Genomic DNA, 12,847 nt, shown 5'->3' on the forward strand with positions numbered 1-12,847 from the left:
TCAGACCTCCTCTCCAAGGCGGGCAATGAACTTGCAGGCAATCGGCAGCTTGGCGGCGGCCAGGGCGAAGGCTTCCTTCGCCAGGTCGCCGGGCACGCCGTCGAGCTCGAACATGACGCGGCCGGGCTTGACCTTCGCGGCCCAGAACTCCGGCGCGCCCTTGCCCGAGCCCATGCGGACTTCGGCGGGCTTCGACGACACGGGCACGTCCGGGAAAATCCGGATCCAGACCCGGCCCTGACGCTTGATGTGGCGGGTGATCGCGCGGCGGGCCGCCTCGATCTGCCGCGCCGTCAGCCGGGCCGGCTCCTGCGCCTTCAGGCCGTAGGCGCCGAAGTTCAGCGTGGTGCCGCCCTTCGCAACGCCGTGGATCCGGCCCTTGTGCTGCTTACGGTACTTGGTGCGCTTGGGACTCAGCATGATCCTCAGCCCTCCCGACCGCGATCGCGATCGCGGCCACGACGGTCGTCACGACGATCGCCACGCTCCGGCCGGGCCGAAGACGGGCCGGCGGCCGCCTCGGCCGCCCGCTTGTCCTGGGCCATCGGGTCATGAGCGAGGATCTCGCCCTTGAACACCCAGACCTTGACGCCGCAGGTGCCGTAGGTGGTCTTCGCCGTCGCCGTGCCGTAGTCGACATCGGCGCGCAGCGTGTGCAGGGGCACCCGGCCCTCGCGGTACCACTCGGTGCGGGCGATCTCGGCGCCGCCGAGGCGGCCGCCGCAGTTGATCCGGATGCCCTGGGCGCCCAGGCGCATCGCGTTCTGCACCGCGCGCTTCATGGCACGGCGGAACGCCACGCGGCGCTCCAGCTGGCTGGCGATGTTCTCGGCGACCAGCTTGGCGTCGATCTCCGGCTTGCGGATCTCGACGATGTTCAGGCTGACCTCGCTGCCGGCCATCTTCGCCAGCTCCTGACGGAGCTTCTCGATGTCGGCGCCCTTCTTGCCGATCACCACGCCCGGACGGGCGGTGTAGACCGTGACGCGCGCCTTCTTCGCCGGCCGCTCGATGACGATGCGGCTGATGCCCGCCTGGGCCAGGCGCTTCTCGAGGAACTCGCGGATCTTCAGGTCGGCATGCAGCAGGCCGGCGTAGTCCTTGGTCGCGAACCAGCGCGAGTCCCAGGTCCGGTTGATGCCGACCCGAAGGCCGATCGGATTGACTTTCTGACCCATTACGCCGTCTCCCGCTCCCGGACGATGACCGTCAGGTTCGACCAGAGCTTCTCGATGCGGGACGCACGGCCGCGAGCGCGGGCGTGGAACCGCTTCATGACGATCTGACGCCCGACATAGGCCTCGGCCACATAGAGCCGATCGACGTCAAGCTGGTGATTGTTCTCGGCATTGGCGATCGCCGACTGCAGCACCTTCTTCACGTCGTCGGCGATGCGCCGGCGGGAGAAGGTGAGCTCGGCCAGCGCCTTGGCCGCATCCTTGCCCCGGATCGACTGAGCGACGAGGTTCAGCTTGCGGGGGCTGGTGCGCAGCGTCTTCGCAAACGCACGCGCCTCATTCTCCGCAAGGCGAGGGGGGTTCTTCTCCTGTCCCATCGCTTACTTCCTCTTCGACTTCTTGTCCGACGCGTGGCCGTAGTACGTCCGCGTCGGCGAGAACTCGCCGAACTTGTGCCCGACCATATTCTCGTTGACCACGACCGGCAGGAACTTCTGCCCGTTGTAGACACCGAAGGTCAGGCCGACGAACTGCGGCAGGATGGTCGAGCGACGCGACCAGATCTTGATGATCTCGTTCCGGCCCGACGCGCGCGACTTATCCGCCTTCTTGAGCAGATAGCCGTCGACGAACGGGCCCTTCCAAACGGAGCGTGCCACCGTCGCTCTCCCTTACTTCTTGCGACGGCGGATAATGAGCTTATCCGTCGCCTTGTTGCTGCGGGTCTTGCGGCCCTTGGTCGGCTTGCCCCACGGGGTGACCGGATGACGGCCGCCCGAGGTCCGGCCTTCACCACCACCATGCGGGTGGTCGACCGGGTTCATGGCGACGCCGCGGGTCACCGGCTTCTTGCCGAGCCAGCGGTTGCGGCCGGCCTTGCCGATCGACACGTTCGACTGGTCCGGATTGGAGACCGCGCCGACCGTGGCGAAGCACTCGCCGCGCACGACGCGCAGCTCGCCCGAGGCCAGCTTCAGCTGGGCGTAGCCCATGTCGCGGCCGACGAGCTGGGCGTAGGTGCCGGCGGACCGCGCCAGCTGGCCGCCCTTGCCGGCCTTCAGCTCGACATTGTGGACGATCGTGCCGACCGGCATGCTGCGCAGCGGCATGGCGTTGCCGGGCTTGATGTCCACCTTCTCGCCGGAGACGACCTTGTCGCCCGCAGCCAGGCGCTGCGGCGCCAGGATGTAGGCCTGCTCGCCATCCTCGTAGGTGACCAGCGCGATGAAGGCGGTCCGGTTCGGATCGTACTCCAGGCGCTCCACGGTCCCGACGACGCCGAGCTTGCGGCGCTTGAAGTCGATGATCCGGTAGGTGCGCTTGTGCCCGCCGCCCTGATGGAAGGCGGTGATCCGGCCGGTGTTGTTGCGACCGCCCTTCTTGGTCAGGCCTTCGGTCAGGGTCTTGACCGGCTTGCCCTTCCAGAGGTCGGAGCGATCCACCTGGACCAGCTGGCGCAGGCCCGGGGTGATGGGATTGAAGGTCTTCAAAGCCATCGGATCAAACCCCCGTGGTCACGTCGATCTGCTGCCCTTCGGCGAGCGTCACGACGGCCTTCTTCACGTCCGAACGCTTGCCCGGGAGGCCCCGGAAGCGCTTGGTCTTGCCCTTGGCGATCAGGGTGTTCACCGCAGTGACCTTGACGCCGAACACGCCCTCGACCGCGCTGCGGATCTCGGGCTTGGTGGCGTCGAGCGGCACCTTGAACACGACCTGGTTGTGGCCGGCGGCGAGCGTCGCCTTCTCGGTGATCACCGGCGCGCGGATGATGTCGTACATCCGCGGGGTGACGGCCGTGTCGGCCTTCTTCTTGCGGGAGCGGATCATTTCAGGCGAGCCTCGAGCTGCTCGACCGCCTGGCGCGACAACACGAGGGTGTCACGGCGCAGGATGTCGTAGACGTTGGCGCCCTGGCTGGGCAGCACGTCGATGAACGGCAGGTTCCGGGCGGCAAGCGCGAAGTTGGTGTCGATCTGCTCACCGGCCAGGATCAGCGCGGAGTCGAGACCCAGCGCCGTCAGCTTGGCGGCGAGGCCCTTGGTCTTGTGGCTGTCGGCCACGACCGCATCGACCACGACCAGCTTGCCGTCGGCCGCCTTGGAGGACAGCGCATGGCGCAGGGCCAGCTTGCGGACCTTCTTCGGCAGGTCGTGCGCATGGCTGCGGACGACCGGCCCGAAGATCCGGGCGCCGCCGCGGAACTGCGGCGACCGCGTCGAGCCCTGGCGGGCGTGACCCGTGCCCTTCTGCTTGTAGGGCTTCTTGGTCGTGCCGCTGATCTCGCTGATGCCCTTGGTCTTGTGGTTGCCGGAGCGGCGCTTGGCCAGCTGCCAGTTCACCATGCGGAAGAGCAGATCGGTGCGGACCTCGAGACCGAACACGGTATCGTCGAGCTCGATCTCACCGGCGCTGGTGTTGTCGAACGTCTTGACGGCGATCTTCATGCTCAGCCCTCCTGGCCGGCGGTGTCGGCCGCAGGCGCGTCAGCAGCCGGAACCTCGGCAGCAGGCGCCTCGGTCGCCGCAGCGGCAGCCTTGCGGACCGCGCCCGGGAACGGGACGTCCTTCGGCGCCGGCCGCTTGGCCGCGTCGCGGATCAGCACCCAGCCGCCCTCGGCGCCCGGGACCGCACCCTTGACCATGATCAGGCCGCGCTCGACATCGGTGGTGACGACGGTGAGGTTCTGCACCGTCACCCGCTCATCACCGAGATGGCCGGCCATCTTCTTGTTCTTGAACACCTTGCCGGGGTCCTGCCGCTGGCCGGTCGAACCATGCGACCGGTGCGAGACGGACACGCCGTGCGAGGCGCGCAGGCCACCGAAGTTCCAGCGCTTCATGACGCCGGCGTAGCCCTTGCCGATCGAGGTGCCGGTGACGTCGACGATCTGGCCGGCCAGGAAATGGTCGGCGGTCAGCTCGTCACCGACGGCCAGCAGCGCATCGCTGCTGACGCGGAACTCGACCAGCTTCTTCTTCGGCTCGACCTGGGCCTTGGCGTAGTGGCCGCGAACCGCCTTGGAGACGTTCTTGACTTTGGCCGTGCCGGCACCGAGCTGCACCGCGGTGTAGCCGTCGGTCGCCTCGGTCTTCACCGCGACGACCTGGACGCCGTCGAGCTTCAGGACCGTGACCGGGACGTGCTGGCCCTCGGCGTCGAAAATTCGTGTCATGCCCAGCTTCTGGGCGATCAATCCAGAGCGCATCGTCACCGCCTCAGAGCTTGATCTCGACATCGACACCGGCCGCGAGGTCGAGCTTCATCAGAGCATCGACGGTCTGCGGCGTCGGGTCGACGATGTCGAGCAGACGCTTGTGGGTGCGGATCTCGAACTGCTCGCGCGACTTCTTGTCGACATGCGGCGAGCGGTTGACGGTGTAGCGCTCGATGTTCGTCGGCAGCGGGATCGGCCCGCGCACCCGAGCACCGGTCCGCTTCGCGGTGTTGACGATCTCGCTGGTCGACTGGTCGAGCACGCGATGATCGAACGCCTTGAGGCGGATACGGATGTTCTGACTGTCCATCGTTCTGTATCCGAGTGTTCTTGCCGAGAGGTGGAAAACCGGCTCATTCCGGCCCCCACATCGCGAACAGTCCAAAAAAAAACTCACCCAAGCCGCGAGGGGGCTCGGGTGAGGCGCGTTTCATAACCGAACCCGATCCCGATGTCACCCCCGGAATCCCCGGTTGTGACGATTTCGTGATCGGGCCCGCCATGCGCGAAGCTCAAGGCTCAGCACCTCTCGCTTCTCTCATCCCGGGCCGCCCTTTCCGCTCCGCCTTTCGGCGGGTCGCGGAGGTACGGTCCTTGGTCCTTCACAAGCCGGGAGCCGAGGCCCCCGACCCATGATCCTGCATCACCCTCAGGCGATGATCTTGGCGACGACGCCGGCGCCGACGGTGCGGCCGCCCTCACGGATGGCGAAGCGCAGGCCCTCGTCCATGGCGATCGGGGCGATCAGCTTCACCGTCATCGAGATGTTGTCGCCCGGCATCACCATCTCGGTGCCTTCCGGCAGCGACACCACGCCGGTCACGTCCGTCGTCCGGAAGTAGAACTGCGGACGGTAGTTGGTGAAGAACGGCGTGTGACGGCCGCCCTCTTCCTTCGTCAGGATGTACGCCTCGGCCGTGAACTCCGTGTGCGGCGTGATCGAGCCCGGCTTCGCCAGCACCTGGCCGCGGATGACGTGCTGTTCCGGCCGGGCGGGGACCCGACGGCGCCGACGCCGATCCCNATCAGCTTCACCGTCATCGAGATGTTGTCGCCCGGCATCACCATCTCGGTGCCTTCCGGCAGCGACACCACGCCGGTCACGTCCGTCGTCCGGAAGTAGAACTGCGGACGGTAGTTGGTGAAGAACGGCGTGTGACGGCCGCCCTCTTCCTTCGTCAGGATGTACGCCTCGGCCGTGAACTCCGTGTGCGGCGTGATCGAGCCCGGCTTCGCCAGCACCTGGCCGCGCTCGACGTCCTCACGCTTGGTGCCGCGCAGCAGCGCGCCGATGTTGTCGCCCGCCTCGCCCTGGTCCAGCAGCTTGCGGAACATCTCGACGCCCGTGCACGTCGTCTTCTGCGTCGCACGGATACCGACGATCTCGATTTCCTCGCCGACCTTCACCACGCCGCGCTCGACCCGGCCCGTCACCACCGTGCCGCGGCCCGAGATCGAGAACACGTCCTCGATCGGCATCAGGAACGGCTTGTCCTTCGGACGCTCCGGCTGCGGGATGTACGCGTCCACCTGCTTCATCAGCTCCAGGATCGCGTCGCGGCCCAGCTTCGCGTCGCCGTCCTCCAGCGCCACCAGCGCCGAGCCCGGCACGATCGGAATGTCGTCGCCGGGGAAGTCGTAGCTCGACAGCAGCTCGCGCACCTCGAGCTCCACCAGCTCCAACAGCTCCGCGTCGTCGACCATGTCGACCTTGTTCAGGAACACCACCAGCGCCGGAACGCCCACCTGGCGCGCCAGCAGGATGTGCTCGCGCGTCTGCGGCATCGGGCCATCGGCCGCCGACACCACCAGGATCGCGCCGTCCATCTGCGCCGCNCCGCGTCGTCGACCATGTCGACCTTGTTCAGGAACACCACCAGCGCCGGAACGCCCACCTGGCGCGCCAGCAGGATGTGCTCGCGCGTCTGCGGCATCGGGCCATCGGCCGCCGACACCACCAGGATCGCGCCGTCCATCTGCGCCGCACCCGTGATCATGTTCTTCACGTAGTCGGCGTGGCCCGGGCAGTCCACATGCGCGTAGTGACGGTTGTCCGTCTCGTACTCCACATGCGCCGTCGAGATCGTGATCCCGCGCGCCTTCTCCTCCGGCGCCTTGTCGATCTGGTCGTACGCCGTGAACGTCGCCCCGCCCTTCTCCGCCAGCACCTTCGTGATCGCCGCCGTCAGCGACGTCTTGCCATGGTCCACGTGACCAATCGTGCCGATGTTGCAGTGCGGCTTCGTCCGCTCAAACTTCGCCTTCGCCATTCTCTCTCTCCGTTCTTCTTACGCGCGCATCAAGCCAGCTTGGCGCGGACTTCGTCGGCGACCGCCTGGGGCACTTGCTCGTAGTGATCGAAGTGCATCGAATACTGGGCACGCCCCTGGCTCATCGAGCGCAGGGTGTTGACGTAGCCGAACATGTTGGCCAGCGGCACCATCGCCGAGATGACCTGCGCGTTGCCGCGGCTGTCCATGCCCGAGATCTGGCCGCGACGGCTGTTCAGATCGCCGATGACGTCGCCCATGTAGTCCTCGGGCGTCACCACCTCGACCTTCATGATCGGCTCCAGCAGGGCCGGCTTCGCCTTCGGAATGCCCTCGCGGAACGCCGCGCGGGAGGCGATTTCGAAGGCCAGCACCGACGAGTCGACGTCGTGGTAGGCGCCGTCCGTCAGGGTGGCCTTGAAGTCGATCACCGGGAAGCCGGCGATCACACCCGTATCCTTGGCCGAGTTCAGGCCCTTTTCGACGCCGGGGATGTACTCCTTCGGCACGGTGCCGCCGATGACCGAGCTCGCGAACTGGTAGCCCGAGCCCGCCGGCAGCGGCTCGAAGGTCAGCTTGACGCGAGCGAACTGGCCCGAACCGCCGGTCTGCTTCTTGTGCGTGTAGTCGATCTCGGCCTTCTGCGTGATCGTCTCGCGATAGGCGACCTGAGGCGCGCCGACATTGGCGTCGACCTTGAACTCGCGCTTCATGCGGTCGACCAGGATCTCGAGATGGAGCTCGCCCATCCCCTTGATCACGGTCTGGCCGCTCTCGGCGTCGACGGCCACGCGGAAGGACGGATCCTCCTGCGCCAGGCGCTGCAGCGCGGTCGACATCTTCTCCTGGTCGGCCTTCGACTTCGGCTCGACGGCGACCTCGATGACCGGCTCCGGGAACTCCATGCGCTCGAGCACGATCGGCTTGGCCGGGTCGCACAGCGTGTCGCCGGTGGTGGTCGACTTCAGGCCGACCAGCGCGACGATGTCGCCGGCATTGGCCTCTTTGATCTCCTCGCGGTTGTTCGCATGCATCAGCAGCATGCGGCCCACCCGCTCCTTCTGGTTCTTGACCGAGTTCTGGACGTAGGAACCGGCCAGCAACGTGCCCGAATAGATGCGGGCGAAGGTCAGCGAGCCGACGAACGGGTCGGTCATGATCTTGAAGGCGAGAGCCGAGAACGGCGCCTCGTCATTGGTCGGGCGGGTGTCGGCCTCGTCGGAATCGACCTTGTGGCCCTGGACCTCGGCGACGTCGAGCGGCGACGGCAGGAAGTCGACGACGGCGTCGAGCAGGGTCTGCACGCCCTTGTTCTTGAAGGCGGAGCCGCAGAGCACCGGCACGAACTTGAACGACAGCGTGCCCTTGCGGATGCAGGCGCGCAGCTGCTCCGGCGTCGGCTCGTTGCCGTCCAGATAGGCCGTCATCACGTCGTCATCCATCTCGACCGCGGTGTCGAGCAGGGCCTGGCGCAGCTCGGCAGCCTTCTCCTGCAGATCGGCCGGGATCTCGGCGAAATGGAACTTGGCGCCGAGGCTGTCGTCCTCCCAGATCACCGCCCGGTTCTCCACCAGGTCGACGATGCCGGAATAGTCGCTCTCGATGCCGATCGGCATGTTCAGCACCAGCGGGTTCGCGCCCAGCCGGTCCTTGATCATGTCGACGCAGCGATAGAAGTTGGCGCCGATCCGGTCCATCTTGTTGACGAAGCAGATCCGCGGCACGTGGTACTTGTCGGCCTGGCGCCAGACGGTCTCGGACTGCGGCTCGACGCCGGCGACCGAGTCGAACACCGTCACCGCACCATCGAGCACGCGCAGCGACCGCTCGACTTCGATGGTGAAGTCGACGTGGCCGGGCGTGTCGATGATGTTGATGCGGTGGTCGTTCCAGAACGCCGTGGTGGCAGCCGAGGTGATGGTGATGCCGCGCTCCTGCTCCTGCTCCATCCAGTCCATCGTCGCCGTGCCTTCATGCACTTCGCCGATCTTGTAGGACTTTCCGGTGTAGTAGAGGATTCGCTCGGTCGTGGTCGTCTTACCGGCATCGATGTGCGCCATGATGCCGATGTTGCGGTATTTCTCGATCGCGTGGCTACGCGGCATGATCAGTCTCTCGGGCCGGAGGCTGGGTTACCAGCGGTAGTGCGAGAACGCCTTGTTGGCGTCCGCCATCTTGTGCGTGTCTTCGCGCTTCTTCACCGCGGCGCCGCGCTGGTTGGCGGCATCCATCAGCTCGTTCGAGAGGCGGTCGACCATGGTGGTCTCGGAACGCTTGCGCGCGGCCGCGATCAGCCAGCGGATGGCCAGGGCCTGGCCACGCTCGGCACGAACCTCGACCGGCACCTGGTAGGTGGCACCGCCGACGCGGCGCGACCGGACTTCCACATGCGGGCGGACATTCGCCAGCGCCTCGTGGAAGGCCACGATCGGGTCGGCCTTGGTGCGGGCCTGCAGCTTGTCGAGGGCGCCGTAGACGATGCTCTCGGTGGCCGACTTCTTGCCGTCGTACATGAGGTTGTTCATGAACTTCGACAGGATGACATCGCCGAATTTCGGGTCCGGCAGGATCTCACGCTTCTCGGCGCGATGGCGACGGGACATGGGGAGACCTCCTTACTTCGGACGCTTGGCGCCGTACTTCGACCGGCGCTGGCGACGATCCTTGACACCCTGCGTATCGAGCGTGCCGCGAATGATGTGGTAGCGCACGCCCGGCAAGTCCTTCACACGACCGCCGCGGATCATGACGACCGAGTGCTCCTGCAGGTTGTGGCCTTCACCCGGAATGTAGCTGGTGACCTCGAACCCATTGGTGAGGCGCACGCGGGCCACCTTACGAAGCGCCGAGTTCGGCTTCTTCGGAGTGGTGGTGTAGACACGGGTGCAAACGCCACGCTTCTGCGGGCAGGCCTGGAGAGCCGGCACCTTGTTGCGCGCCCGCTGAGGCTGGCGCGGCTTACGGATCAACTGGTTGATCGTCGGCATATCTGCCCTTCTTGGTTCTTCGACAAAAAACGGCCCGGCAAAGCGGCCCACCCCTCCGGGTCCCACCGTGCAGACACCCATTCCGAGAGAAGGATGACGCAAACGATACAGGACCCCGAGGCGCCCACACCTGCGGGGCCAACCGGAGTCCTTCGCTTGTCGCGGCCGCATCCCAGATGCATCCGCGGTCGTCTGTCTCTGCGGAAAGCGCGTCTAACCCGTCCTGCGACGGGTTACAGCCGGCTCCCGGAAAAGCGCGCGGACTATACGGATGCACCCCTGCCCCGTCAAGCCGCATCGATCGCCGCCGGAACGATCAGGCGCGGCCCCGTTCCGGCAGCGAAACGGAGCCCAGCTTGTCGGGGTTCCGGGTCCAGAACACGCCGGTGATGCCTTCGGGGCCGACAGCGATGTCGATGGTGCCCATCATCTCGTCGCCCTTCATCACCAGATAGCCCGGCTGGCCGTTGATCCAGCGCGGCAGATACGCGAATTCGCGGCCGAATTTGCGCCAGACGCCGTGCAGGAACTGGGCTACCCGCTCGTCGCCCTCAAGCACGTTCATCGCCGCCCGCACCTTGCCGCCGCCGTCGCTGTACAGCCTGGCGTCGCGGGCCAGCAGCGCGGTCAGCCGCGCCAGGTCGCCCGAGTTCAGCGCGTCGCGGAAGGCGGTCAGCATCGCCGCGTGCTGCGGCTGGGGCACCGGCTCGGCGATCAGGGCGCTGCCCTCGAGCTTGCGCCGGGCCCGGCTGACCAGCTGGCGGGTGGCGGCGTCGGTGCGCCCCAGCGCCGCCGCCACCGCCGCATGCTCCAGGCCGAAGACATGCTGCAGCAGATAGGCCGCGCGCTCGACCGGGGTCAGCGCTTCCAGCAGCAGCAGGAAGGCGGTGGTCAGCGTCTCGCTGCGCTCCATCTCCTCGGCGGCGGAAGGGACGGTCTCGGTCACCAGCGGCTCCGGCAGCCAGGGGCCGACATAGGTCTCGCGCCGGTGCCGGGCCGAGCGCAGCTGGTCGATGCACAGCCGGCTGCAGGCCGTGACCAGCCAGGCCCGGGCGTTGTCGATGCCGCGGCGGTCGGCCGCCTGCCAGCGCAGCCAGGTCTCCTGCACCGCATCCTCGGCATCGGCGCGCGAGCCGAGCATGCGGTAGGCCAGGCCCCAGAGCACCCTGCGGCTGGCTTCGAAATCCGCGGCGTCGGTGCGGGCATGGGCTCGGTCCATCTGCGTCTCGGGGGCGACGGGTGATGCAGACAAGACGAAGCAGCCTTCCAGGATGTGACGTCGGGGCGCCTAGCCTACACCCGAAGCGGCCAGATGGCGGGCGCGGATCTCGTCGAGCCCGGCGACGATGGCGCGGGCGTCGAAATGTGCCCGGGCCCGGGCCGGCCCCTCGACCTGCAGCCGGCGGCGCAGCACCGGGTCGCCGATCAGCGTCTCGGCCGCGGCCTGGATGGCCTCCGCCGTCACCTTGGGCAGGGTCACGGCGGTGTCGGCGGTGATCTCGCGCAGGCCGCCGGTGCCGGAGCAGATCAGCGCGGCGCCCCAGGTCAGCGCCTCCAGCGCCGTCCGGCCGAACGGCTCCTCATAGACCGAGGGGACGGAGGCGATGGCGGCACGGCGGACCCAGCCCATCACCTCGTCATGCGGCATGAAGGGCAGGAACTGCGCCCGGTCCCCGGCCTCGGCCAGGGTGGACTTCACCTGCTCGACGAAATCCGGATCACGGCCGCGGCCGATCATCACCGCCCGCCAGTCCGGATGCGCCGCCAGCACCGGCTTCATCGCCCGGGCGAATTCCAGCGGTCCCTTGTCCGGGATCACCCGCCCGACCTGGATGATGATGTTCTCCTTCGCCTCCGGCGGCGGCGCCGGGGCGTCCATGTCCAGGCCGTTATGGACGACGTCGAGCGTGCCCTTGAACCACGGCGCATGCTCACGGAAGTGGCGACGCAGCGCCTCCGACACGAAGACGAAGCCGGCGAAGCGCGAGACCGCGGCGCGGTAGTGCAGCCGCCACAGCAGGCCCTTGTGGAAGCGGATGAAGTTGTGCCGGAAGTAGAGCAGCGGCACCCGCGGCAGCGCCCGGGCCAGGGCCGAGGCGGTGACCCTGTGGGCATGGACCTCGATCAGCGACGGGTTCATGGCCGCGATCTGCGGCAGGGCCCGTTTCATCCAGCGGCGGTGCGGCTCGCCCTCCTGCAGCGGGATCGGGTGGAAGCGGATGCCCGGGAACGGCTCGCCCGCATCCTGCCCGACCACGACGATATCCCGCGCGTAGCGGCTGAAGGTGACGGTGTCGCGCGCATAGAGATCGACCGGGCTGGCGCCGACGGCGCCGAACTTCATCTTGCGCGGCAGGACGATGACGATGGGACCCATGGATACCTCCGGCCGTCTTTATGGCGGGGCGCGGCGGCCGATGCCAGGGTTTCCCCAGGGAGTCCCGCGGCCTGCGACCGCGCTGCGAGTTGATCGCAGCCGGCCCCGGGCCTATTCTCGCGACCAGATCGCGCGGCCGGCCTCGCCTCGGGGCCCGGGGCCGCGTTTCAGGAGACGGTGATGCTGCGTTACGATGTGCTCGAACAGGCGGCGGTGGACCGGACGCCGTTCCCGCATGTGATTTCCGGGGACGTGCTGCCCGAGGCGCGCCGCGCCGAGCTGGAGAAGGACTTCCCGGACATCCCGATCACCGGCTTCGTGCCGCCGGACGAGTACCCGGCCGGCGCCGCGTTCCAGGAGCTGGTGGCGGATGTCACCAGCCAGGAATTCGCCACCATGCTGGGCGCCAAGTTCGGCCTGGACCTGGCGTCGAAGCCGACCCTGGTGACGGTGCGGAAATGGTCGGAGGCGGCGGCCGGGCGGCCGCACACCGACGGGCCCGACAAGATCGTCACCGCGCTGGTCTATCTGAACCAGGAATGGGCATCGAACGAAGGCTGCCTGCGCATCCTGACCAGCCAGGACATCAACAGCCCGAACGCGCGGGAAGTGGCGCCGACCTTCGGCAACTTCCTGGCCTTCCAGCGCTCGGACCATTCCTGGCATGGCCACCTGCCGTTCAAGGGCGAGCGCCGGGTGCTGCAGATCGCCTGGTGCGTCAGCGACGAGGCGATCGCCCGCAAGCGCAAGCGCCACGGCCAATCGAGCTTCCTCAAGAAGCTGTTCTCCTTCGGCAAGAAGCATTGAGCGAAGCGGCCGGC

General features: G+C 67.5%; 16 protein-coding genes and 2 pseudogenes. 1 reads left to right on the plus strand and 17 read right to left on the minus strand.

The features are described from left to right. From rplP to BWR60_RS19565, 17 genes and pseudogenes are all read right to left on the minus strand, one after another. A complete protein-coding gene (rplP, locus tag BWR60_RS19485) occupies positions 1–420 on the minus strand; it encodes a 50S ribosomal protein L16 (protein WP_088152687.1) in 420 nt (139 codons plus the stop codon). Between the two features lie 5 nt (positions 421–425). Beyond that, positions 426–1,178: a 30S ribosomal protein S3 gene (gene rpsC / locus BWR60_RS19490; RefSeq protein ID WP_088152688.1), complete on the minus strand. Its 753-nt coding sequence runs from the start codon at positions 1,176–1,178 to the stop codon at positions 426–428. Further along, complete coding sequence (gene rplV, locus BWR60_RS19495; RefSeq protein ID WP_034837015.1) at positions 1,178–1,555, minus strand: 50S ribosomal protein L22; 378 nt, start codon at positions 1,553–1,555, stop codon at positions 1,178–1,180. Before rplV ends, rpsC begins: the two co-directional genes overlap by 1 nt. Positions 1,556–1,558: 3 nt before the next feature. Then, entirely contained in the window at positions 1,559–1,837 is a 279-nt protein-coding gene (gene rpsS, locus BWR60_RS19500) for a 30S ribosomal protein S19 (RefSeq protein ID WP_088152689.1), read from the minus strand. A 12-nt stretch (positions 1,838–1,849) separates the two neighbouring features. Further along, positions 1,850–2,674, minus strand: coding sequence for a 50S ribosomal protein L2 (rplB, locus tag BWR60_RS19505; protein WP_088152690.1), 825 nt, complete (start codon positions 2,672–2,674; stop codon positions 1,850–1,852). Positions 2,675–2,678: 4 nt separating this feature from the next. Continuing rightward, complete coding sequence (locus BWR60_RS19510; RefSeq protein ID WP_052120541.1) at positions 2,679–3,005, minus strand: 50S ribosomal protein L23; 327 nt, start codon at positions 3,003–3,005, stop codon at positions 2,679–2,681. Continuing rightward, positions 3,002–3,622: a 50S ribosomal protein L4 gene (gene rplD, locus BWR60_RS19515; protein WP_088152691.1), complete on the minus strand. Its 621-nt coding sequence runs from the start codon at positions 3,620–3,622 to the stop codon at positions 3,002–3,004. The genes BWR60_RS19510 and rplD overlap by 4 nt, the downstream gene beginning before the upstream one ends. A 2-nt stretch (positions 3,623–3,624) precedes the next feature. Continuing rightward, a complete protein-coding gene (gene rplC / locus BWR60_RS19520) occupies positions 3,625–4,383 on the minus strand; it encodes a 50S ribosomal protein L3 (protein ID WP_088152692.1) in 759 nt (252 codons plus the stop codon). Between the two features lie 10 nt (positions 4,384–4,393). Beyond that, positions 4,394–4,702, minus strand: a complete 309-nt coding sequence (gene rpsJ / locus BWR60_RS19525; protein ID WP_026873858.1) for a 30S ribosomal protein S10 — start codon at positions 4,700–4,702, stop codon at positions 4,394–4,396. 339 nt (positions 4,703–5,041) lie between these two features. Continuing rightward, positions 5,042–5,353, minus strand: a complete 312-nt coding sequence (locus tag BWR60_RS19530) for a hypothetical protein (protein WP_179221842.1) — start codon at positions 5,351–5,353, stop codon at positions 5,042–5,044. Between the two features lie 65 nt (positions 5,354–5,418). Beyond that, positions 5,419–6,228: pseudogene (locus BWR60_RS19535) on the minus strand (elongation factor Tu); the annotation flags it as partial. Positions 6,229–6,248: 20 nt separating this feature from the next. Continuing rightward, a pseudogene (locus BWR60_RS19540) lies at positions 6,249–6,662 on the minus strand (GTP-binding protein); the annotation flags it as partial. A 29-nt stretch (positions 6,663–6,691) separates the two neighbouring features. Next, positions 6,692–8,767, minus strand: coding sequence for an elongation factor G (gene fusA, locus BWR60_RS19545; RefSeq protein WP_088152694.1), 2,076 nt, complete (start codon positions 8,765–8,767; stop codon positions 6,692–6,694). 27 nt (positions 8,768–8,794) lie between these two features. Next, entirely contained in the window at positions 8,795–9,265 is a 471-nt protein-coding gene (gene rpsG / locus BWR60_RS19550) for a 30S ribosomal protein S7 (protein WP_034842379.1), read from the minus strand. Positions 9,266–9,277: 12 nt separating this feature from the next. Then, positions 9,278–9,649 carry a 30S ribosomal protein S12 gene (gene rpsL / locus BWR60_RS19555; RefSeq protein WP_026873043.1) on the minus strand — a complete coding sequence of 124 codons (372 nt, stop codon included), beginning with the start codon at positions 9,647–9,649 and terminating at the stop codon, positions 9,278–9,280. 316 nt (positions 9,650–9,965) lie between these two features. Then, positions 9,966–10,868 (minus strand): RNA polymerase sigma factor SigJ, encoded by a 903-nt coding sequence (gene sigJ, locus BWR60_RS19560; protein WP_088152695.1) that lies wholly within the window; start codon positions 10,866–10,868, stop codon positions 9,966–9,968. Positions 10,869–10,937: 69 nt separating this feature from the next. Continuing rightward, complete coding sequence (locus BWR60_RS19565) at positions 10,938–12,026, minus strand: glycosyltransferase family 4 protein (protein ID WP_088152696.1); 1,089 nt, start codon at positions 12,024–12,026, stop codon at positions 10,938–10,940. Between the two features lie 180 nt (positions 12,027–12,206). Here BWR60_RS19565 and BWR60_RS19570 point away from each other — a divergent pair, with 180 nt between their 5' ends. Further along, entirely contained in the window at positions 12,207–12,833 is a 627-nt protein-coding gene (locus BWR60_RS19570) for a 2OG-Fe(II) oxygenase (RefSeq protein WP_088152697.1), read from the plus strand. The last annotated feature ends 14 nt before the right edge of the window (positions 12,834–12,847 follow it).

The organism is Inquilinus limosus (assembly GCF_002195995.1).
GTDB classification, from domain to species: domain Bacteria; phylum Pseudomonadota; class Alphaproteobacteria; order DSM-16000; family Inquilinaceae; genus Inquilinus; species Inquilinus limosus_C.

Coding starts and splice junctions, on each gene's coding strand:
- rpsG (WP_034842379.1), bottom strand. CDS start 9,265: ATGTCCCGTCGCCATCGCGCCGAGAAGCGTGAGATCCTGCCGGACCCG.
- rplC (WP_088152692.1), bottom strand. CDS start 4,383: ATGCGCTCTGGATTGATCGCCCAGAAGCTGGGCATGACACGAATTTTC.
- rpsJ (WP_026873858.1), bottom strand. CDS start 4,702: ATGGACAGTCAGAACATCCGTATCCGCCTCAAGGCGTTCGATCATCGC.
- BWR60_RS19510 (WP_052120541.1), bottom strand. CDS start 3,005: ATGATCCGCTCCCGCAAGAAGAAGGCCGACACGGCCGTCACCCCGCGG.
- fusA (WP_088152694.1), bottom strand. CDS start 8,767: ATGCCGCGTAGCCACGCGATCGAGAAATACCGCAACATCGGCATCATG.
- rpsL (WP_026873043.1), bottom strand. CDS start 9,649: ATGCCGACGATCAACCAGTTGATCCGTAAGCCGCGCCAGCCTCAGCGG.
- rplD (WP_088152691.1), bottom strand. CDS start 3,622: ATGAAGATCGCCGTCAAGACGTTCGACAACACCAGCGCCGGTGAGATC.
- rplP (WP_088152687.1), bottom strand. CDS start 420: ATGCTGAGTCCCAAGCGCACCAAGTACCGTAAGCAGCACAAGGGCCGG.
- rplV (WP_034837015.1), bottom strand. CDS start 1,555: ATGGGACAGGAGAAGAACCCCCCTCGCCTTGCGGAGAATGAGGCGCGT.
- rplB (WP_088152690.1), bottom strand. CDS start 2,674: ATGGCTTTGAAGACCTTCAATCCCATCACCCCGGGCCTGCGCCAGCTG.
- sigJ (WP_088152695.1), bottom strand. CDS start 10,868: ATGGACCGAGCCCATGCCCGCACCGACGCCGCGGATTTCGAAGCCAGC.
- rpsC (WP_088152688.1), bottom strand. CDS start 1,178: ATGGGTCAGAAAGTCAATCCGATCGGCCTTCGGGTCGGCATCAACCGG.
- BWR60_RS19570 (WP_088152697.1), top strand. CDS start 12,207: ATGCTGCGTTACGATGTGCTCGAACAGGCGGCGGTGGACCGGACGCCG.
- BWR60_RS19565 (WP_088152696.1), bottom strand. CDS start 12,026: ATGGGTCCCATCGTCATCGTCCTGCCGCGCAAGATGAAGTTCGGCGCC.